16 protein-coding genes are annotated in these 22,615 nt (G+C 53.1%); 11 read left to right on the top strand and 5 right to left on the bottom strand.

The annotated features are described in order from the left end of the window. Nucleotides 1-166: 166 nt before the first annotated feature. Nucleotides 167-439: a PTS transporter subunit EIIB gene (locus tag WH279_RS18625; RefSeq protein ID WP_133841657.1), complete on the top strand. Its 273-nt coding sequence runs from the start codon at nucleotides 167-169 to the stop codon at nucleotides 437-439. Here WH279_RS18625 and WH279_RS18620 read toward each other — a convergent pair. Further along, a complete protein-coding gene (locus WH279_RS18620; RefSeq protein WP_133841658.1) occupies nucleotides 436-1,371 on the bottom strand; it encodes a LysR family transcriptional regulator in 936 nt (311 codons plus the stop codon). The genes WH279_RS18625 and WH279_RS18620 overlap by 4 nt on opposite strands. A gap of 123 nt (nucleotides 1,372-1,494) precedes the next feature. Between WH279_RS18620 and WH279_RS18615 the strand changes: the two genes are divergently transcribed. The 8 genes from WH279_RS18615 (at nucleotide 1,495) to WH279_RS18580 (ending at nucleotide 12,988) form a co-directional block, all read left to right on the top strand. Continuing rightward, nucleotides 1,495-2,760: an ABC transporter substrate-binding protein gene (locus tag WH279_RS18615; RefSeq protein ID WP_339457979.1), complete on the top strand. Its 1,266-nt coding sequence runs from the start codon at nucleotides 1,495-1,497 to the stop codon at nucleotides 2,758-2,760. 35 nt (nucleotides 2,761-2,795) lie between these two features. After that, entirely contained in the window at nucleotides 2,796-3,773 is a 978-nt protein-coding gene (locus WH279_RS18610; protein WP_339457978.1) for a carbohydrate ABC transporter permease, read from the top strand. Then, nucleotides 3,770-4,615: a carbohydrate ABC transporter permease gene (locus WH279_RS18605; RefSeq protein WP_133841661.1), complete on the top strand. Its 846-nt coding sequence runs from the start codon at nucleotides 3,770-3,772 to the stop codon at nucleotides 4,613-4,615. The genes WH279_RS18610 and WH279_RS18605 overlap by 4 nt, the downstream gene beginning before the upstream one ends. 32 nt (nucleotides 4,616-4,647) lie before the next feature. Next, on the top strand, nucleotides 4,648-6,009 hold the full coding sequence (locus WH279_RS18600) for a family 4 glycosyl hydrolase (RefSeq protein ID WP_213202073.1): 1,362 nt from the start codon (nucleotides 4,648-4,650) through the stop codon (nucleotides 6,007-6,009). 61 nt (nucleotides 6,010-6,070) lie between these two features. Beyond that, nucleotides 6,071-7,180, top strand: a complete 1,110-nt coding sequence (locus WH279_RS18595; protein ID WP_339457977.1) for an ABC transporter ATP-binding protein — start codon at nucleotides 6,071-6,073, stop codon at nucleotides 7,178-7,180. 32 nt (nucleotides 7,181-7,212) lie between these two features. Further along, nucleotides 7,213-8,859: a glycoside hydrolase family 13 protein gene (locus WH279_RS18590; protein ID WP_339458783.1), complete on the top strand. Its 1,647-nt coding sequence runs from the start codon at nucleotides 7,213-7,215 to the stop codon at nucleotides 8,857-8,859. Further along, on the top strand, nucleotides 8,859-10,517 hold the full coding sequence (locus WH279_RS18585) for a glycoside hydrolase family 13 protein (RefSeq protein ID WP_339457976.1): 1,659 nt from the start codon (nucleotides 8,859-8,861) through the stop codon (nucleotides 10,515-10,517). The genes WH279_RS18590 and WH279_RS18585 overlap by 1 nt, the downstream gene beginning before the upstream one ends. A 323-nt stretch (nucleotides 10,518-10,840) precedes the next feature. Then, complete coding sequence (locus WH279_RS18580; protein ID WP_339457975.1) at nucleotides 10,841-12,988, top strand: TonB-dependent siderophore receptor; 2,148 nt, start codon at nucleotides 10,841-10,843, stop codon at nucleotides 12,986-12,988. Here the strand turns inward: WH279_RS18580 and fhuF are convergent. The 4 genes from fhuF to WH279_RS18560 form a co-directional block, all read right to left on the bottom strand. Beyond that, complete coding sequence (fhuF, locus tag WH279_RS18575) at nucleotides 12,972-13,739, bottom strand: siderophore-iron reductase FhuF (RefSeq protein ID WP_339457974.1); 768 nt, start codon at nucleotides 13,737-13,739, stop codon at nucleotides 12,972-12,974. The genes WH279_RS18580 and fhuF overlap by 17 nt on opposite strands. Before the next feature lies 1 nt (nucleotide 13,740). Continuing rightward, complete coding sequence (fhuB, locus tag WH279_RS18570; RefSeq protein ID WP_339457973.1) at nucleotides 13,741-15,729, bottom strand: Fe(3+)-hydroxamate ABC transporter permease FhuB; 1,989 nt, start codon at nucleotides 15,727-15,729, stop codon at nucleotides 13,741-13,743. Then, nucleotides 15,726-16,538 carry an ABC transporter substrate-binding protein gene (locus WH279_RS18565; protein ID WP_325169065.1) on the bottom strand — a complete coding sequence of 271 codons (813 nt, stop codon included), beginning with the start codon at nucleotides 16,536-16,538 and terminating at the stop codon, nucleotides 15,726-15,728. The genes fhuB and WH279_RS18565 overlap by 4 nt, the downstream gene beginning before the upstream one ends. A 304-nt stretch (nucleotides 16,539-16,842) precedes the next feature. Further along, the gene (locus tag WH279_RS18560; RefSeq protein ID WP_339457972.1) at nucleotides 16,843-17,913 is read right to left on the bottom strand and encodes a LacI family DNA-binding transcriptional regulator; all 1,071 of its coding nucleotides are present in this window, start codon (nucleotides 17,911-17,913) and stop codon (nucleotides 16,843-16,845) included. 205 nt (nucleotides 17,914-18,118) lie between these two features. Here WH279_RS18560 and WH279_RS18555 point away from each other — a divergent pair, with 205 nt between their 5' ends. Together WH279_RS18555 and WH279_RS18550 are read left to right on the top strand one after the other, a co-directional pair. Then, entirely contained in the window at nucleotides 18,119-21,226 is a 3,108-nt protein-coding gene (locus WH279_RS18555) for a beta-galactosidase (RefSeq protein WP_339457971.1), read from the top strand. Nucleotides 21,227-21,279: 53 nt separating this feature from the next. Next, nucleotides 21,280-22,545, top strand: coding sequence for an MFS transporter (locus WH279_RS18550; RefSeq protein ID WP_213202071.1), 1,266 nt, complete (start codon nucleotides 21,280-21,282; stop codon nucleotides 22,543-22,545). The last annotated feature ends 70 nt before the right edge of the window (nucleotides 22,546-22,615 follow it).

Genomic DNA, 22,615 nt, shown 5'->3' with positions numbered 1-22,615 from the left:
TCTGGGGGATAGTTCTGTTTTTTTTCATTGAAAAATATCCACCGCGCTATGCTGTTGAAGCGAGTTATAGATGGACTCTATATCTCTCGGCAATAAATCAATTTCACTTCGCCAGATGCCAACCCTATGCTACAGCAGAAAATATGAAAGGCTCTCAGGAGGAAATATGGAAAAACAACAGCTCGCGGCGGGTGTACTGAAGGCATTAGGGGGGGCGGAGAATCTCGTTAAGCTGAGTTACTGCGCCAGTCGCATCAGGGTGACCATTCGTGACAACGCGTGCTTCGACAGGCACGCGTTAGAAGCGTTAGACGCGATTAAATCCGTGCTGGAAGTCGACACGGCTCAGCACAGCACTGAGTATCACCTGGTTGTCGGCCCGGGTAACTCCCGTTCGTTGTATGAGGCGCTGACGGGGTTAACCGATCACCGTCGTTAAACCAGCAGGTGGCGGATCGGCTCAAGATGCTGTTGCATCAGTTCCTGCATTTGCACCACGTGAGCCGTGTCCCTCTTCTCACGCATCAAATAAAAGCCGACGTTATAGCGTGGACTGGGTTGCGTGGTTTGCAAGGGAACAATCTTATGGCGAGAAAAGTAGTCAGCCATGCATAACGGATAGCTCAACATCACGGCGTCCGACTCGTTGATCATGTCGACTGCCGCCATCATGGAGTTTGTTGACCAGATCACCCTCTCTTCTAAATGCATGCGGTTTCTTGCCTGCCTTTTCGGTTGCATATCTTCCATCATATGCTGAAAGCGACCCTCATCCGGCGTCAGCTCCACACAAGGATAGTCCTGCAGTTCAACCGGTTCGATAACTCTGTTGCTCAGCGGATGACCCTGCCGGACAAACAGGCTGTCAGTGACGCTAAACAGCGGCACAAAGCTGATCCCCGCCTTCGAATTCAGACCCTGAATTTCATGCCCGACAAACAGATCGATATCCCCCCCCAGTAACAGATCCATCAACCTGAGATGGTTTCCCTGGTCGATGTGAATATTGACGGTAGGGTGCAGCGTTCGGTAAGCGGTGAAGCTGTCGCGGATAAACAGATGCCACCAGGCATGCCCCGTGCCCATACGCAGGCTTTGTACCTGACGTGCTTTGATAAACGCTAGTTTTGTCAGCGTATTTTCATAAATCCGCTGCATCATTTGTGCCTGCTCCAGCAAAAGGTCGCCATATTCGGTGGTCTTCACGCCCGTTGACGTGCGCTCCAGCAGCTGCACGCCCAGACTCTCTTCTAACTTCTTCATATTATGGGTAACGGTGGGCTGGCTAAGGCAAAGTTTGTTTGCAGCATGACTCACATTTTTGAACATCGCGACTTCAATAAACTGACGAAGAATTTTATCCACGATCACATATTCCCTTCATGCTATAGATTTTTTCTATAGCTTAGCGGTGAAAATCAATTTCCGTCAATGTCATGGTTTCGCTATTTTTTTTCCTATGACGATATTCTCGCCCCCACCTGAGAACAAGCTATGAGAAGAGTGATCCCGGAACTGGTGCTTGCCGTACTGACCCTGACATCGGGTCTGGCTGCTGCAGATACCCTGCGCATGGAGTGTCCGCCAAGCAAGGAAGGCCGTCAATTTTGTCACTATATTAAGCAGAAGTTTGAGGCTCAAACGGGCCATACCCTGAAATTTATCGATCTTCCTCCTGCCTCCAATGAAAAACTGTCGTTGTTTCAGCAGCTGTTTGCCGCGAAAGATTCCGATGCCATTGATCTGTTTCAGGCGGATACCGTCTGGATTGGCGTGCTGGACAAACATCTTCTCGATTTGACGGACAGCGTTAGCGATATACGCCATGACTTTTTCCCCACCGCGATGCAAAACGATGTGGTCAATGGACGCGTGAAAGCGATTCCCGCCTATATGGATGCGGGAGCGTTGTTTTACCGCAAAGACTTACTGGCTAAATACGGCGAAAAGCCCCCGGTGACCTGGACAGAACTGACCCGCATTGCCACGCGTATTCAGCAGAGTGAACGCGAATCAGGGCATAAAAATTTCTGGGGAATGGTGTTTCAGGGCAAAGCCTATGAAGGGCTGACCTGTAACGCGCTGGAGTGGGTGGAGTCACAGAACGGCGGCAGTGTGATTGATTCTCAAGGCAATATTACCATCAACAACGCGCGCGCTGCGCAGGCATTGGATATGGCCGCAGGGTGGATCGGTAAAATCGTCCCGCCTGGGGCGCTGGGCTATATGGAAGAGGAGTCGCGGTGGGGTTTCCAAAACGGTGATGCCCTGTTTATGCGCAACTGGCCTTACGCCTATACGCTGGCAGAAGACCGCAGCAGTGCCATTCGTGGCAAGGTCGGCGTTATGCCGTTACCCGCCAGCGACGATGGCACATCGGTCAGCGCCATGGGCGGCTGGCACTGGGCGATCAGTGCGTATACCAAAAATCCACAGGCAGCGATTGCCCTGCTCAAGATCGTCAGCAGTGCCGAATCACAGAAGAAAACCCTGGCGCTGATGGGGTGGACTCCGTCACGCACCGCGCTGTATGACGATCCTGAGGTCCTGGCGCAGGCACCTTATCTGTCTGACTTCAAAAACATCTTCTTGCTGGCCAAACCGCGCCCCGCCACGCAGACCCGCCGCCAGTACGCGCAGGTCTCTAAAGCGATCTATAACGCCACCTACAACGTGTTGCGCGGTGACATTGATGGGGCAACCGCGGTGGCCGGGTTACAGCAGCGGCTGGAGAGAATTAAAGCCAGAGGATGGCGTTGAACCCAATGCCCCATTAACGGTCCGGAGTACGATGTATGAAGCAAGAAACGCCTTCCCTGTCCCTTCCTGACAACACCGCCAGCGCACCGGTGGCGAAGCGCAACTATCAATTGCGCCGCAGCCGTATTGCCTGGCTGCTGGTGGCGCCTGCGCTACTGTTACTGGCCGCCGTCGCTGGCTGGCCTCTCTTTCGTACGCTGTTTTACAGCTTCACTGACGCCATGCTGGATGCGCCTGACGATTACCATTTTGTCGGTTTTTCCAATTATTTTGACGTTGCTGCGGGTGGCCATCATTACGGCGTGCTGGCAGACCCGCTGTGGTGGATGGCCGTGGGTAACACGCTGCGTTTCAGCATGATGTCGGTATCGCTTGAACTGGTCTTCGGCATGCTGCTGGCGCTGTTGATGAACGAGAAGTTTCGCGGGCAGGGGCTGGTGCGCACCGCAATCCTCGTGCCCTGGGCGATCCCGACGATTGTGTCAGCCAGAATGTGGAGTTGGATGTTTCACGATCAGTACGGCGTGGTGAACGACCTGCTGCTCAAAATGGGCGTGATCAACACGCCGCTGGCGTGGGTGGCGGACCCGGTGCTCTCAATGTGGGCGGTAGTGATCGTTGACGTGTGGAAAACCACGCCGTTTATGGCACTGATGCTGTTAGCCGCGCTGCAGCTGATCCCCCGCGACTTGTACGAAGCGGCACGGATTGATGGTGCCAACGCGTGGCAGCGTTTTCGTCGCATCACGCTGCCCTTAATTATGCCGGCGATGATCGTGGCGCTGATTTTCCGCGTCATGGATGCGCTGCGCGTCTTTGATCTGATTTATATCCTGACCTCCAACAGTGAGGCGACGGTGTCGGTGTCAGGTTACGCACGCGATCAGTTAGTGAGTTATCAGGAAATGGGGTCCGGTTCCGCTGCGTCGGTACTGGTATTCATGATGGTGGCCGGGATTGCAGCCTGCTTTGTGATGCTGGGCCGCCGCAGCAATGGAGAGGCAAAATCATGAGGCTGAACCGTCAACAACAACAGCTTGCCCGGCGTTTAATGATTCTGACCGCAGCGACACTCGCCTGTCTGATCTGCCTGTTCCCGTTTTATTACGCCATTATCACGTCGCTACGTTCAGGGCAGAATCTCTTCAACGTGGAGTGGCTACCCAATGAAATGAACTGGGGAAATTATGTCACGGCGCTGATGGATAACGGCATCGCCCGCAGCCTTTTCAACTCGGCAGTAGTGGCAACGCTGACCGTGGGCCTGTGCCTTCTGGTGTCGATTACCGCCGCTTTTGCTTTGTCGCGCATTCAGTTTACAGGCCGCAAGTATTTGCTGTTCACCATTCTCTGCGTGTCGATGTTCCCACAGGTGGCGGTGCTGTCCGGCATGTTTGAGCTGGTGCGTTTTATGGGGTTGTATGACTCGCTTGGCGCGCTGGTGCTCTCTTACACCACCTTTTCATTGCCGTTCACCATCTGGGTGCTGACCACCTTTATGAAGGCTATCCCAACGGAGCTGGAAGAGGCGGCCATCGTCGACGGTGCCAGTACCTGGACCATCATCCGTCGCATTTTCGTGCCGATCATGGGGCCGTCGCTGGTGACCACAGGACTGCTGGCATTTATCGGCGCGTGGAATGAATTCATGTTCGCCCTGACGTTTGTCATTTCCGGTGATAAACGCACCGTGCCTGTCGCGATCGGCATGATGCAGGGATCTTCTCAATTTGAACTTCCCTGGGGAGCCATCATGGCCTCCTCGGTGATCGTGACGCTTCCCATTGTGGCGCTGGTGCTGATCTTCCAGCGACGCATCGTCAGTGGATTAACCAACGGTGCAGTTAAGGGCTAACGCCCACATTATCCTCGTCAGGAGACGTAAACATGGCTACAAAAATCGTTTTAGTGGGTGCAGGCAGTGCACAGTTTGGCTACGGCACCTTAGGTGACATCTTTCAGAGCCGTGCGCTGTACGGCAGTGAAATCATCCTGCATGACATTAATCCTGTTGCACTGGCGGTGACCGAAAAGACTGCGAAAGACTTTCTGGCAAAAGAAGATTTACCGTTCATCGTCAGTGCCACCACCGACCGTCGCACGGCACTGCGCGGGGCCGAATTTGTCATCATTTCGATTGAGGTGGGCGACCGTTTTGCCCTGTGGGACCTTGACTGGCAGATCCCGCAGCAGTACGGCATTCAGCAGGTTTATGGTGAGAATGGGGGGCCGGGGGGGTTATTCCATTCGCTGCGTATTATTCCTCCGATCCTCGATATTTGTGCCGATGTGGCTGACATCTGTCCTGATGCCTGGATTTTTAACTATTCAAATCCCATGAGCCGCATTTGCACCACCGTTCATCGCCGCTTCCCGGAACTCAATTTTGTTGGCATGTGCCACGAAATTGCCTCACTGGAGCGCTATCTGCCTGAAATGCTCAACACCTCGTTCGATAACCTGAGCCTGCGGGCGGGCGGCCTTAACCACTTCAGCGTGCTGCTGGAAGCGCGTTACAAAGACAGTGGCAAAGATGCCTATGCCGATGTCCGCGCCAAAGCGCCTGACTATTTCGCCAGCCTGCCGGGTTACAGCGACATCCTGGCGTATACGCGTCAGCACGGCAAACTGGTGGATACCGAGGGCAGTACTGAGCGTCATGCGCTGGGCGGCAAAGACAGTTCGTATCCGTGGGCAGACCGCACCCTGTTCAAAGAGATCCTGGAGAAGTTCCACTGCATGCCTATCACCGTGGATAGCCACTTTGGCGAATACATCAGCTGGGCAGGTGAGGTCAGTGACCATCGTGGCATTCTCGACTTTTACACGTTCTACCGTAACTACCTTGGCGGGGTGCAGCCGAAGATCGAGCTTAAATTAAAGGAAAGAGTGGTGTCGATTATGGAGGGCATCCTGACCGACTCCGGCTATGAGGAGGCCGCCGTCAACATTCCTAATCGTGGGTTTATTAAACAGTTGCCCGAATTTATCGCGGTAGAAGTACCGGCAATCATTGACCGTAAAGGCGTGCACGGTATTCAGGTAGACATCCCACCGGGTATTGGTGGGCTGCTCAGTAATCAGATTGCCATTCACGATCTTACGGCCGAGGCCATTATTGCCGGCTCGCGCGATCTGGTGATTCAGGCGCTGCTTGTGGACTCTGTGAATAACCAATGCCGTGCGATCCCCGAGCTGGTCGATGTGATGATCTCTCGCCAACAGCCCTGGCTCAACTATCTGAAATAGCGTCATTTCATTCATGCCGGTGGCTGGCCGGCATCATTTTATCGAGGACCGGGAGGGGAATATGGCGCAGTTAACGCTGGATAAGATTCAAAAACGCTATGGCGCGAAGGCGGAGGTCATCCGTTCGCTGAATTTGCAGATTAAAAGCGGAGAGTTTGTGGTGATCGTCGGGCCTTCTGGCTGCGGCAAGTCAACGCTGCTGCGAATGATTGCCGGGCTGGAGGAGATCAGCGGTGGGGGCATGTACATCGATGGTCACTACGCCAATGACGACAGCCCGGCCGAACGCGGTATCGGCATGGTCTTCCAGTCATATGCACTGTATCCGCATATGAGTGTTTATCAGAATATGGCTTTCGCGCTGGAGCTGGCGCACTGTTCAAAGGCGGAAATTGATCAACGGGTGAGGGAGTGTGCACGCATTTTACAGCTGGAGCCGTTGCTCGAGCGACGGCCAAAAGATTTGTCGGGTGGCCAGCGTCAGCGCGTGGCGATCGGGCGTGCCATTGTGCGCGAACCGCGCTTGTTCCTGTTCGATGAGCCGCTCTCCAACCTTGATGCCTCGCTGCGGGTGCAGATGCGTATGGAAGTCTCTGCCCTGCATAAACGTCTGGGTGTCACCATTATTTATGTGACGCACGATCAGGTCGAGGCGATGACGCTGGCCGACCGGATCGTGGTGCTCAATCAGGGCAATATCGAACAGGTGGGAACGCCGCTTGAGCTGTACGACCAGCCCGCCAATGAGTTTGTCGCCCAGTTTATCGGTTCGCCGAAGATGAATCTGATCCCGGCCACGCTGCGCCGGTCGGGCGAACAGCAAAGCGTGGTGGAACTGGACAATGGCAAAACGCTGGTGTTATCCATCGCCACCCCGGCCGAGGCGGAGGGCCGCAGCGTCAACATCGGTATTCGTCCAGAACATATTCGTAGTGGCAATGTGGAACAGTGCGAATACCAGGGCGAGGTGATGTTTGTGGAACAGATGGGCAATGAAACCCTGCTGTATCTGGACAACGGCAATGCGGGCGAACCCTGGGTCGTGCGGCATGCCGAGCGTTCCGCCATTCATGTTGGCCAAACCGTTGGGGTACGGCTTCCGGTGGAATGCTGTTACCTGTTCGACAGTAACGGCCAGGCGTTCCAACGTCATCTGGCAAAAGTACACTAATTCGTCTGGGGGAAAATCACGTGATCAATGCTATGCACAGCACACCGCACTGGAAAGAGGCCGTAGTTTATCAGGTCTATCCGCGCAGCTTTATGGACAGTAACGGCGACGGTACCGGCGATCTCAACGGTATTATCAGCAAGCTCGATTACCTGCAACAGCTCGGCATCACGCTGTTGTGGCTGTCGCCCGTTTACCGTTCGCCGATGGACGATAACGGCTATGACATCTCTGATTACGAAGATATTGCCGACATTTTTGGCTCGATGAGCGACATGGAGCGCCTGATTGCAGAAGCTAAAGCGCGTGATATCGACATCCTGATGGATCTGGTGGTCAACCATACCTCTGACGAACATCCCTGGTTTATCGACGCACTGACCTCAAAAAACAGTGCTTACCGTGACTTTTATATCTGGCGAAAACCGGCGGCAGACGGCGGGCCGCCTGATGACTCTCGTTCGAACTTTGGTGGCAGTGCCTGGACGCTTGATGAGGCCAGCGGTGAATATTACCTGCATCAGTTTTCCACGCGCCAGCCCGATCTCAACTGGGAAAACCCGCGCGTTCGTGAAGCCATCCACGCCATGATGAACCGCTGGCTGGATAAGGGCATCGGGGGATTTCGAATGGACGTTATCGACCTGATCGGGAAAGAAGTGGATCAACAGATCATGGCGAATGGCCGTCATCTTCACCTGTATCTTCAGCAGATGAACCGGGCGACCTTTGGCCCGCGCGGCAGCGTGACGGTAGGGGAGACGTGGAGCGCAACGCCGGAAGACGCCCTGCTCTACAGTGCCGAAGAGCGGCAAGAGCTGACGATGGTCTTTCAGTTTGAGCACATCAAACTTTTCTGGGATGAACAGTACGGGAAGTGGTGCAACCAGCCGTTTGATCTGTTGCGCTTTAAGGCCGTGATTGACAAGTGGCAGACGGCACTGGCTGACCATGGCTGGAACTCGTTGTTCTGGAGCAACCATGATTTGCCTCGCGCGGTCTCCAAATTTGGTGACGACGGTGAGTATCGCGTGGTATCAGCAAAAATGCTCGCCACCGCGCTTCACTGCCTTAAAGGCACACCTTACATTTATCAGGGTGAAGAGATTGGCATGACCAACGTGAGTTTTGCTGATATTGACGACTATCGGGATATTGAAAGCCTGAATCTTTATCAGGAGCGGATCGCCGAAGGGATGAGCCATGAAGCGATGATGCGCGGTATCCACGCCAACGGGCGCGATAATGCGCGAACGCCGATGCAGTGGGACAGCAGTCCACATGCCGGGTTTACCACCGGTCAGCCCTGGATTGAGGCTCATCCCAACTTCAGGACAGTGAATGTCGCGGCTGCGCTTGACGATCCTGACTCTGTTTTTTACCACTACCAGAAGCTGGTGGCATTGCGTAAGCAGCTGCCGCTGCTGGTGCACGGCGACTTCAGGCAGATCGTTGTCGACCATCCGCAGGTGTTTGCCTGGCGGCGCACGCTGGGGGAGCAGACGCTGGTGGTGATCAATAACTTCACGCGAGACGCTGTGATGCTGGCGATCCCCGACAACCTGCAGAGCCAGCAGGGCCATTGTCTCATCAACAATTACGCGCCACGGGAGCGGCTGGAGCCGATTATGAAACTGCAACCTTATGAATCCTTTGCATTACTTATTGAGAGGCTGTGATGGCAAACTGGTGGAAAGAGGCCGTGGCGTATCAGATATACCCGCGCAGCTTCAACGACAGCAATAACGATGGTATAGGTGACCTGAATGGCATCACGGAAAAACTCGATTACCTGGAAGATTTGGGCATCGATCTGATTTGGATCTGCCCCATGTATCAGTCCCCCAATGATGACAACGGCTATGACATCAGCGATTACCAGAAAATCATGGCTGAGTTTGGCACGATGGAGGATTTTGACCGTCTGCTTGAACAGGTGCATGCGCGCGGTATGCGCCTGATTATTGATTTAGTGGTGAACCATACTTCTGATGAGCATCCGTGGTTTTTAGCGTCCAGCGCGTCACGGGATAACCCGAAACGCGACTGGTACATCTGGCGCGACGGTAAAGCGGGCGCTGAGCCGAACAACTGGGAAAGCATCTTCAACGGTTCTGCCTGGAAATACAGTGAGGCTACCGGGCAGTATTTCCTGCATTTGTTCTCCGAAAAGCAGCCAGATTTGAACTGGGAAAACCCCGAGGTGCGTTCGGCGGTGTACAACATGATGCGTTGGTGGCTTGACAAAGGGGTGGATGGTTTTCGCATTGATGCCATCTGCCATATGAAAAAAGAGCCAGCTTTCAGCGATTTGCCTAATCCCCTGGCGCTGCCTTACGTACCGTCATTCGAGCGCCACCTCAACTATGACGGGCTGCTTGATTACGTCGATGACATGTGTGAACAGGTGTTCAGTCACTATGACATTGTGACCATCGGCGAAATGAACGGTGCCTCCGCTGAACAGGGTGAAGAGTGGGTCGGCGAGCAGCGGGGCAGGCTGAATATGATCTTTCAGTTTGAGCACGTGAAGCTGTGGCAGGATGGGCAAAAGGACACCCAGGAGGCCAGTCTCGATTTACCCGGCTTAAAAGAGATTTTCACGCGCTGGCAGACACTGCTGGAAAACAAAGGCTGGAACGCGTTATACGTAGAAAATCATGATCTTCCCCGTGTGGTATCGGGCTGGGGCGACGATAAAAATTATCAACGTGAAAGCGCGACTGCTATTGCGGCGATGTTCTTCCTGATGAAAGGTACGCCGTTTATTTATCAGGGGCAGGAACTTGGCATGACCAATACGCATTTCGCCAGCCTGGAGGATTTTGACGACGTTGCCGCGAAGAAACTCGCCGTTGAAATGCGCCGACAGGGCAGGGAAGAGCCCGAGATCCTCGCATTTCTCAGCCGCACCGGGCGCGATAACTCGCGCACCCCGATGCAGTGGGATCAGAGTACCCACGGCGGTTTCAGCAATGCCACCCCCTGGTTCCCTGCGAACAGTAATTACCCTGAGATCAACGTGGCGGACCAACGCGCTGACAGCGGTTCCGTGCTGAACTTCTATCGTGCGCTGATCCGCCTGCGTCGGCAGATGCCGGTATTGATTGAAGGGGCTTATCAACTCCTGCTGCCGACACATCCGCAGATCTATGCTTATACCCGTAGTCTGAATGAACAGCAGGTGTTGGTGATCGTCAATTTCAGTGCCCATCAACAGGAGATAGATCCGCAAGAGCTGTTACTGGACGGCTGGCAACCGTTGCTGAGCAACTATCAGGAGCAGGGAAAACGGCAAAGCTTACGGGCTTATGAGGCACAGATTTATCAGCGGTAACACCTCTGCCTGTAGGGGGGGATCTGATGCTGTTGAGATTGATACTCGCAGAAAACAAGCAGCCCGCTCAGGGAAACCTGAGCGGGCTGCTTTAAAATTCTTTCCCGCTGTAAACTCACTTTTGTTATAAAAAATGAATAAACGGTTCTCCGTTGAGGCAGAATCAACCGAGTGATCAAGCTTAATCCTCTGAAAGAGAATCAAATTTCCTATTCTTTGTTAATTAACTCTCAATACGCGCTGCCTTGACGCTTAATAACATGTTACATTTAGAATGAGAATACTAATGATAGTCATTACTGTTACATGAAGGGTTCTCAATAATGCCATCTATTTTCACACCAGCTAAACTCAGCACCGTTATCAACCCCATAACGCTGTTCATCTCTTCCACCATTCTGCTCATTACTAACGCTCATGCGCAATCGCAAACAGCCGCAGAAAACACTATCACGGTGACTGCCGTTGCACCTGAAGACAGTACCGATTATCTGCAGGGTTATGTGGCCACTAAAAATCTCAGTGCCACCAAGGCGGATACTTCGATTACCCGCACCCCGCAGTCGGTTGCTGTGGTCACGGCTGATGAAATGAAAGCCCGGCAGACGGATACCCTGGCCGATGCTTTCAAATACACCCCCGGTTTTCTGGCGCAACCGAATGGCTTCAGCCGTGCCGCAGACGATTATACGATCCGCGGGTTCAATGTGGGCTCCGGTACGGGGGGCATACTGAAAGATGGCATGAAGATGCAGGCCAGTGTCTATGATGGCGGGCTGGAACCTTATGCATTTGAACGTATTGAAATGATCAAAGGAGCCGCTTCTGTTTTATACGGACAATTGTCGCCGGGCGGCTTAATCAACGCCGTCACCAAACGCCCTTCCACCATTCCCTGGCACGAGCTGAATGTGGAATATGGTAGCTATGATCGCAAACAGGTTTCGGGCGATTTCTCCGGTCCGATCGATGATGAAGGCAAATATTCTTACCGCTTAACTGGCCTGCTACGCGATAGCGACACGCAAACCGACTATATCAACGATGATAAGCAGTATCTGGCACCGGCATTTACCTGGCGACCTAATGACAGTACCAGTCTGACACTCCTTGCCAGCTACCAGAAGATTAAGACCCAATTTGCCACCCCACTGAATTATAACATGACGACATACAGCAAAACGGCAGGTGCAAAAATTGCACGTGATCAGTTTGTCGGCGAACCGGATTTTGACCGCTTTGATACCGAGATGAAGAGCCTGGGTTACCTCTTAACGCATCAGTTCTCTGACTCGCTGAAGTTCAGCCATGCGCTGCGTTATATGGATGCTGAAGGTGACTTTAACTATATGAATGCCAATGCCATCAGTGGTAACACCCTGACGCGCTATTACAGTAAGCGCCATGAGCATTCCACCGGATTAACCACCGATAGCAATTTGACCTGGACGCTCGATGCAGGCGACTGGGAACATCAGATATTGGCGGGGACCGATTATTACCATAAAACGTATGATTCCTCGCGTTACATCGGGTTAGGCTCCTCGCTGGATTTAACGAACATCCAGTACGGCAATACTCCTACTGTAGCCGCCGTCGACAGCGGGTCACGGTTGACCAGCGACCAGTTTGGCATTTACTTACAGGATCAAATTACCTGGAACAAAAAATGGGTACTGCTGCTGAGCGGTCGTAACGACTGGTCAGAAAGCCGCACGACGAAACACAGCAATCAGGCCCAAACCATTCAAAGCGATCATAAAGCCACGGGGCGTATAGGTGCTGTCTATCTGGCCGATAACGGCCTGGCACCGTATATCAGTTATAGCCAGTCATTCAACCCGACATCGGGTACCGACAGAGAAGGTAACAGCTTTCGTCCAACGGAAGGTGAGCAGTATGAGGCGGGCATTCGCTTCCAGCCACCAGAAAGCAAAACTATTATCAGTATGGCGCTGTATCAGCTCACACAAAACAATGCCCTGACATCCGACCCTGCCGATAGCAGTTATAACGTGCAGACGGGCGAAATACGTTCTCGTGGCCTGGAACTGGAGATGAAGAGTGAGATAACGTCAAACCTCAATATTATCACTTCCTACGCTTACACGGATGCGCGAGTGACGAAAGACAATAACATGCTGAAAAAAGGCAGCCGGGTAGAAGGCGTGCCGTACAACACGGCAAGCATCTGGAGTGATTATCGTCTTGCCAGCCTTGGATTGCCGCAGGTGACGGTGGGGGCGGGCGCTCGCTACATTGGTACAACCAAAACCTCGCCGTCGGTCAGCAGTGATAAGATCCCGGCGTTTACTATCTTTGATACCAAAATCAGCTATCAGCCGGTCAACAACCTGACCCTGTCACTGAAGGTACAAAACCTGACAGACGAGAAATACCTCTATTGCAACACGGTCTGCCGTTACGGTGATGAACGCTCCGTTATTGGTGGGCTCAGTTATCAGTGGTAGAAGGTAGATAGTTTGCCTGCCACGCTTGTGGCAGGCAGCAATTTTTGCAGTAACCCATCTCTGGCAACAAATAGCGCAGGCAGCATCCTTTACGGAGCTTCACCGCCTCGCCATCCGGTGACCGCCGCACAAATACCGATCGATACATCAAATTACGTGCCCCATCTGGCCAGAATTTTTCTGTAAACAACGCCGCGATGGCCTGCTCTTTTTCCGGCGACAGATAACCCGACGCGCTGAGCAAATGACGCAGTCCCTCAACGCCGTTGGCGATATTGCTCCATAACACCGGCGCTTTTACGCCCGTTACTGCACTGAGTGCCACGAAGTGTGCATCAATATGCTGTTGAAAAAAAATCGAAAAATCTTCGACAGTGCTTACTGGCGCTACGGATTTCCCCTCATCTGGCACAACAACCGCTGTTACCTGCCCGTCAGCATCCAGCAATAACAGCAGATCCTTTAGATCGGCAGGCAACAGGGTATCGTATAGTATGCGTGCAAATAACCAACCGCCGGAAAATAGCGACAAATAATGCTTACTCCACATGGAGGCAACGGCCGTGACGTCCTGCCGCTCCCAGCCATGCTGGTGGGCAAAGCCTTTAAGCTGCTGCGCGATAAATTCGTGCTGCAGCAGATGTGTGGCGGGAAGTAAGCGATTGTCGCTTATGCTGGCATCGGGCAGGGTCACGCCCCTGACTAAAGGAAGAAACGCCGGGGTGAGTGGGGCAAACAATTTCAGCATCATGTTATCGGCCTCTGCGTCGCATCATCCACATGAAATAGGGCGCACCAATGAAGGTCGCACAAAGCCCTGCAGGGATCTGGAAGGGATAGAGAAGGTTACGTCCCACCCAGTCTGCACAGAGTAACAAAATTGCCCCCATGAGTGCCGATGCAATGAGCCGGGTGACTCCCCGCTGGATCCCCATCATCACCACGATATGTGGTGCCAGCAGCCCAACAAAACTCAGCGGGCCGGTCAGTAACGTAGCGCTGGCACAGAGTATCGCCGTCAGGAGTATAATCAGCAGCCGACTTCTGCCCACTGGCATGCCGGTGGCGCGCATCACCGTTTCTCCTAAGGGAAAACTGTCCAGCCAGCGAACCAGCAGCGGTAAAATCGCTAACGCAGCCAACAGAATCACGATAGCCACATACGCTTCGGGACCCGTCACGCGATAAGTGGAACCCGCCATCCAGTTCATCAGCAGTAGCGAACGATCATCCCCACTGGCGATATATAGAGTAGAGAAAGTATTGCAGGCGGTGCCGGTTGCTATACCGGTCAGCAGCACACGTTCAGGTGAGAAAGAGGATTTACGGCTGAGCACTAACATCAATATCATGGTGGCCATCGCGCCTGACGTTGCCGCAAAGAGCATCCACGCCGGGCTTGATGTCTGTGTGAACATAAACAACATGACCACGCCAAATGCTGCACCAGAGCTGATGCCTAATACTTCCGGGCTGGCCATCGCGTTAGTCGTCATTCTTTGCATCAGCGTGCCAGCCACGGCAAGCATGGCGCCGGCGACGACGGCAGCCATTACCCTCGGCGCCCGCCATGTCAGTAATTGCTGGAATTGATCACGCTGAGAAAACGCCCAACCTTCAGGCATACGCCCGAATGCCAGCGCTAGCCAAATGATAATAATCAGCAACAAAAGCAGAAACGCCATTAACCACCACGGTGACTGAACCCGTCGCAGGGAAAAAGAAGAAGATGAGGATGAAAGCTGTCGCTCTCTCAAACGCGGTATCAACAATAACAACAGCGGAGCTCCTGTTATCGCTGTCGCCAGCCCGGTGGGTATAGTCACGCCCACATACTGGCCGAGGGTCTGTACAAGTAAATCGGTAAAACTCAGCATCAGTGCACCCGTGAGCGGCACCAGAAACAGGCGAACAGACTGACGATGAATGCCACACAATCGAACAGCCGCAGGCGCAGCCAGACCGATAAAACTGATAACACCCACGCGGCTGACCACCATCGAACTTAACCACGCGGCAATTAACAACAAAAGCAGACGAAAATAACGCACGGTGAGTCCAACACTGTGGGCAGTCTGTTCATTCATACTCAGTAATTGCAGTGGGCGACTCGTTGCGATAATAAACAGAGCGGCAATGCCCATTTGTAACGCCAGCCATTGCGCAGTATCCCAGTTATTTTGCTCCAGCGACCCGGTTTGCCAGATAAAAAGATCCATCAGCGCGGCATGATTGAACAACATCATCATCGAGCTGGCACTGGAACAAAAGAGCGTCACGACCATGCCACCAAGGATCAGTGATAATGGTGATAATCCGCGACCTTTCGCCAGCAGCATCACCAGCATCAATGTCACTCCGGACCCACCAAAAGCAATCCATTCACGCCCCGCAGCTAACGCAAAGGGAAACCATAAACCAATGACGACCATTGCGAGCCATGCTCCAGCGGAGATGCCCAGCGTCGCAGGTTCAGCCAGCGGATTACGTAATACCTGCTGGAAGATAAATCCGGCCAGTCCCAATGCTGCGCCCGCCAGCAAACTCACCGCCAGGCGAGGAAGAAGACTATAGTGAAAAATAAGCTGCTTATACGAAGTATCGTCTGGTGACCATATTGCATTCAACAGATCATGGGAGGAAAAATGATAGGCTGGATTTTGCGTTATCAGCAGAATGGAACCCATCAGTAATACCCCGGAAAGCAAGGTAAAACTGATTATGTTAGCGCGGGACCTCATACCGTTTGCCCTGACATGGCTGTTTCAAGTTCGCGAAGAAAATTCATAGCAGACAGCAACCCGCCGCTGGGATAAAGACGGTTTATGGCGCTATAACGTCCTTCACGTATCAAAGGAACTGATTTCCAAAGTGGTGAACTTAACAGCGCATCGACAGTATGCCGATCGCGGCGATTACTGAAGAAAACCAGCCGCGCTTCCGGCTGGCTTAGCAGATGGTCCAGCCCAACGATGGCTCCACCCCAGGCGTTAGTTTTGCCATTAAACGCATTATGAAAGCCCATCTTTTGCAGCAGATCATCATACATACCGTGACGACCAAACAGTAACAAATGGCGCCCGTCTTCGTTGATGCGTGCCAAAAATAGGGGGCGGGTTCGAAATTTTTGCAGACGCGCGCCAACATGATGTAACTGGTCTGACGCTTCCTGAACCAGCTGTTCTGCACGTTCGCGTCTTGATGCGAAGACGCCAAGCTGCGTTATCATCTGTTGCGCCAACAGCCAGGGCGAGCTGTCCGGCTGGAAAATATCCATTGTTACTACCGGAGCTACATGCTGCAGCCGGGTATTGGCCTGGATTTGACTCCGGGTAGCGCAAATAAGATCGGGTCTAAGCATCTCCAGCAGTTCAAGATTGGGTTCATCAGGCAGCCCAATCTCACGTACAGATTCGGGAAGCGGTGGGTTCACGATAAAATTCTGATACCAACGTTTGTTCGCTACAGCCAGTGGGATCACCCCAAGACCCAGCAGGCTTTCGGTGATGGCCAAATCCAGTGAGACTATGCGTAATGGGGATGGGGACACTCCAGCGAAGAGTGTTTTTGCCGGAAGCAACGCAAGGGCTGTCAGTATAAGTGTTCGTCGGGTTAACAAAAAAGAATCTCATCAATTATAAAAGGAAATGATAATCATTCATTAAGACAAAAAACATCAGAGCGCACAAGTCGTAATGGTCCTCTTCCTGAAAATAGTGAAGGCTAAACTGAAGTATCCCATCTTTCAGAGGTATAACAGGTGTGCTTTCAACCTCGAGCTGATTACAGCCACAACCTGACCGTAATCGCACCTGATCCACCCTCTGCGGTGGGACTCAATAAACGCGAAATTTTCACAGTTTTTCTATCAGTGATTTTAATTGTGCAATGACAGATTTTTTCTCATCCTCTTCTTCTCCACCGTAAGGACAGGTTGACTGGCGGATAATCAAATGTGTCGGCAGCAATTCACGGATGTGAATCTGAGGGGCGGCCATCTGCTGGATTAACAGCTCGACGGCCCGCTTACCCAGCTTGTTGAAATCCTGCGCAACGGTGGTGAGCGGTGGCTGGAAATAGAGGCTGTCCGCCGTATCATCATAACCGGTGACGGAAACCATCCTGCTGCCGGTGCGATTCAGTTGCGCGAGAGCGCTCAAAACCCCTAGCGCCATTTGATCGTTCGCGACGACGATCGCGCTAATCCGCGGATACTGATGTAACAGCTCAAGGGCCTTATTTCGGCCACTGGCGGCACTCCAGTCACCAAAGACCGTAACCGCATTACTCACTCCAAGCCGGTGCAATGTCTCACGCCAGCTACTCAATCGCATACGCGCCGAAACGGAACTCTCTGGCCCTGCAAGCAGGCCGAACTCACGATGCCCCAGTTCCCAGAGATGACGGATGCATGCTCCGCAGCCATTAAGGTGATCAAACCGTACGCAGCAGACATCCGTTTCCGGCGAAACATCTAAAAACAGACAGCAAATATCCGGGTTCTCATTCACCAGTTTTTCCGCAATGTGATCCTCAAGGGGCAGATTAATCACCGCGCCCCGGATATTTTGTGCGCGAAATTCATTCAGCCGCGCCTGAAGTGAGGCATAGTCAGCCATCACCGGCATCGCGATAGCGACCTCCAGTTGATGTGTACCTGCGTGACTTTTTATCGCAGCAGCGATTTGCGAGGGCGCATGCAGGGTCAACGACGCGGTAATCAACCCTATAGACGGTGCCGACTTCCCCGCCAGCAATTGTGCTGAGCGGTTCGGTACATAGTGCAGTGCCTGCATTGCACGAATGACGTTATCGCGGGTACGCTCAGCCACCACATCAGGTTTATTCAGCACGCGTGAGACCGTCTGCTGGGATACCCCGGCCTCGCGAGCCACATCTTCTAAGGTTGCCGTACGGCGCTCCATCGTCTTCTCCTTTACCCGTTAACAATAATGTCGTTCGCTAACATTTTATGTCAGAAAGACGACAATACATTATCGCTTTAGCCTTGTTTCGTGATCGTCCGTGAGTTTCAACTTCAACATGATTGCCGCTTTTAACAAAATATCTGATAACTCATTCTATCTTGTCTGGCGAATGACATTTTACATTGATCCTACAGGTATACCTATGCGACATCACGATTGCCACCTCTCCGGTGGTCCTCTTTTTCATGACGTACTTGCCCGTGAAGACTGGCAAAACCAGACCATTACGCACCTGAACCGTTTACCGGCCCATCCGACCTTTGCCAGCTGGCGCGATCTTCGCTCGGCAAGGGAGAATCAGCTCTCTGCACAGCGCCGCCTGCTGGATGGTCAGTGGCAATTTTCTTATGCCCGCAGCCCGTTTGAGGTGGACGCCAGCTGGCTGGAAAACGATTTGGCGGGCAGCCGCAGTACACCGGTCCCCTCGAACTGGCAAATGGAGGGGTATGACGCGCCAATCTATACCAACGTGCGTTACCCCATCGATACGATGCCGCCACGCGTACCAGACGAAAACCCGACCGGCTGCTATTCACTCTCGTTTAGCGTGGAGAAAGACTGGCTGGCTGAGGGCCAGACGCAGATTATTTTCGATGGCGTGAACTCCGCATTCCACTTGTGGTGCAACGGCGAATGGGTCGGTTACTCGCAGGACAGTCGCCTGCCCGCGGCCTTCGATCTCAGTGCGTTCCTACAGGCGGGCGAGAACCGCCTCTGCGTCATGGTGATGCGCTGGAGCGCAGGCACCTGGCTTGAAGATCAGGATATGTGGCGTATGAGCGGGATCTTTCGTTCCGTCTGGCTGCTGAATAAACCGACGCTGCACCTGAGCGATGTCCACCTCACTCCGCAACTCGATGCGCTTTATCGCGATGCCGAACTCGAGGTCCATGCCACCGTCGCCGCCCCGACACCGTTGCTGGAAAAACTGACGGTGGCCGTTGAGCTGTGGAATGACACGCAACGGGTCGCCAGACATCAGCAGTCGCTCGGCTCACCCGTCACCGATGAACGCGGCAATTATGCTGAACGCTCGGTGATACGTTTCCCTGTGGAACGTCCGGCACTGTGGAGCGCGGAAACACCGAACTGCTACCGGGCAGTCGTCTCACTGTGGCGCGGCGATGAACTGATTGAAGCCGAAGCCTGGGATATCGGGTTTCGCCGGGTTGAAATCGATAATGGCCTGTTGAAGTTGAATGGTAAACCGCTGTTGATCCGGGGGGTAAACCGTCATGAGCACCACCATCAGCGCGGTCAGGTTGTTACCGAAGACGATATGGTGCAGGACATTCTGCTGATGAAGCAGAACAACTTTAACGCGGCTCGCTGCTCTCACTATCCTAACGCGCCGCGCTGGTACGAACTCTGTAACCACTATGGCCTGTACGTGGTCGATGAGGCTAATATCGAGACCCACGGCATGGTGCCAATGAGCCGTCTTTCCGACGATCCCTCCTGGTTAGCTGCATGGAGCGCCCGCGTCACACGGATGGTGCAAAACAATCGCAACCACCCGTCGATTATTATCTGGTCGCTGGGCAATGAGTCCGGCGTGGGTGGCAATCACGAAGCTATGTACCACTGGCTCAAGCGTAACGACCCGTCACGTCCGGTGCAGTATGAAGGCGGCGGCGCTAACAGCACGACCACTGATATTCTCTGCCCGATGTATGCCCGCGTAGACAGCGATCAGCTTATCCCTGCGGTACCGAAATGGGGGATTAAAAAGTGGATCAGTCTGCCTGGCGAGCAGCGCCCGTTAATCCTTTGCGAATACGCTCACGCCATGGGCAACAGCCTGGGAAATTTTGCCGATTACTGGCAGGCATTCCGTGATTATCCGCGCCTGCAGGGGGGCTTTATCTGGGACTGGGCCGATCAGGCCATCACTAAAACGTTCGATGATGGCAGCGACGGCTGGGCATATGGCGGTGATTTTGGCGATAAACCCAACGATCGCCAGTTCTGTATGAACGGTCTTGTCTTCCCCGACCGTAGCCCTCATCCGTCATTAATTGAAGCCAAACATGCACAGCAATACTTCCAGTTTACCCTGCTGTCGCAAACTCCGCTTTGCATTAGCATCACCAGTGAGTACCTGTTTCGCACAACGGATAACGAGGAGTTGCACTGGCAGGTCCAGGCTGCGGGAGAAACGGTTGCCAGTGGCAGCTTAACGCTTGAGCTTCGCCCTGAAGGACAGCGCGAGCTCACGCTGTCGGGGACATTAACACTGCCTGCCGGGGCCAAAGAGGTATGGCTCACGCTGGAGGTTATCCAGCCGCAGGCCACGAAATGGTCCGATGCCGGGCATCGCGTCGCCTGGCAGCAGTTTGCCCTCGCAGCACCGCTGGTCCTTCGGGCGCCTTTGTCAGCAGGAAATGCCCCTGAGCTTGAGGTCAGTGACAGTACATGGGCGGTGCGCAGCGGCTCGCAGCAGTGGGTGATCGACCGTCAAAGCGGACTGTTGACACACTGGCAGGTGGACGGCGTGGAGCAACTGCTGACCCCGTTGCGCGACCAGTTTATACGCGCACCACTGGATAATGATATTGGCGTGAGTGAAGTGGAGCGCATCGATCCCAACGCCTGGGTTGAACGCTGGAAAAGTGCAGGCCTGTACAACCTCACTACCCGCTGCGTGCAGTGTGACGCGCAGCGTCTGAACAGCAGCGTTGTGGTAGATAGCCGCTGGCATTACCTGAGCGGGGACGAGGTTATGATCGTCAGCCACTGGCAGATGACCTTTGACGCGCAAGGCAAACTGCACCTGGCCATTGACGGCGAACGTGCTGGCACCCTGCCGCCGCTGCCACGCATCGGGCTGAATTTCCAGGTGCTGGATCAGAACAAACCGGTCTCATGGCTGGGGTTCGGCCCGCATGAGAACTACCCGGATCGTCGCACCAGCGCCTGTTTCTCCCGCTGGGAGCTGCCGCTGGACCAGATGACGACACCGTACATATTCCCCACCGAGAATGGCCTGCGTTGTGATAACAAAGCACTGGACTGGGGGCGCTGGCACGTGGCGGGCGATTTCCACTTTTCCCTACAGCCTTACGGCACCGAGCAATTAATGAAGACTGACCACTGGCACTGGATGCAGCCGGAAAGTGGCGTCTGGATAACCCTTGATGGGCAGCACATGGGCGTCGGCGGTGATGACTCCTGGACGCCCAGCGTACTGCAGCAATGGCTATTGCTTGAAACACAATGGAAATATCAGTTAACGATTCATTTCCAATAATAATCGAAGCGTGAGCCCCGGGCTTACCGGGATAACCAGATGGAACAGTCAAAATGAAACTCTCTGAACTCGCACCAAGAGAACGACATAACTTCATTTACTTTATGTTGTTCTTTTTCTTCTATTATTTCATTATGTCGGCCTACTTTCCTTTCTTTCCGGTCTGGCTGGCAGAAGTTAACCACTTAACCAAAACAGAAACAGGGATTGTGTTTTCATCTATCTCGCTGTTTGCAATTATTTTCCAGCCGGTGTTTGGTCTGCTCTCCGATAAACTGGGATTACGCAAACACTTGCTCTGGATTATCACGGTCTTACTGATTTTATTTGCGCCATTCTTTATTTTTGTTCTGTCTCCTCTACTGCAGATGAATATTTTTGCTGGTGCACTGGCTGGCGGGATCTATCTGGGCGTCGTCTTCTCCAGTGGATCCGGAGCGGTAGAAGCCTATATTGAACGCGTAAGTCGGGCTAACCGTTTTGAGTACGGCAAGGTTCGTGTTTCCGGCTGTATTGGCTGGGCGTTATGTGCATCAATCACCGGTATTTTATTTAGCATCGACCCTAATATTACATTCTGGATTGCCTCCGGTTTTGCCCTGGCGCTTGCCGTACTGTTATGGATGTCACGCCCGGAAGGGAGCAACAGCGAGCGGGTTATCGACGCGCTTGGTGCCAACCGCCAGGCTTTTTCTATGCGCACCGCCGCCGAGCTATTGCGGATGCCACGCTTCTGGGGATTTATTATTTACGTTGTAGGCGTCGCCAGTGTCTATGACGTATTCGACCAGCAGTTTGCTAACTTCTTCAAAGGTTTTTTCTCCAGCCCACAACGCGGGACCGAAGTGTTTGGTTTTGTCACTACCGGTGGGGAAATACTCAATGCAACGATTATGTTTTTTGCTCCTGCCATCGTTAACCGCATTGGTGCGAAGAACGCCCTCCTGGCCGCAGGCGTCATTATGTCGGCGCGTATTTTGGGTTCTTCTTTTGCCTCTTCAGCCACAGAAGTGGTTATCTTAAAAATGCTCCATATGTTTGAACTGCCGTTCCTCCTGGTCGGCACCTTTAAATATATCTCCTCCGCATTTAACCCAAAACTTTCGGCAACCTTGTTCCTGATTGGTTTTAATTTATCGAAACAACTTTCGGGCGTCGTACTGTCGACATGGGTAGGCCGGATGTATGACACCGTAGGCTTCCATCAGGCTTATCTTGTTTTAGGCTGTATCACACTGAGCTTTACCCTTATTTCACTGTTTACCTTGAAAGGAAGTAAAACACTGCTCTCGACATCCGAATATAACAACGCAACCTGATACGAAATGCCCGTCTCACATAACGGGCACTTAAGCGGGATATTTACAAGCGCCCCATCATCTGAAATGG

The organism is Erwinia sp. MYb375, from assembly GCF_037479175.1.
Taxonomy (GTDB): Bacteria; Pseudomonadota; Gammaproteobacteria; order Enterobacterales; family Enterobacteriaceae; genus Erwinia; species Erwinia rhapontici.
The sequence above is the reverse complement of the archived record's forward strand: the minus strand, read 5'-3'. Positions and strand labels throughout refer to the sequence as shown.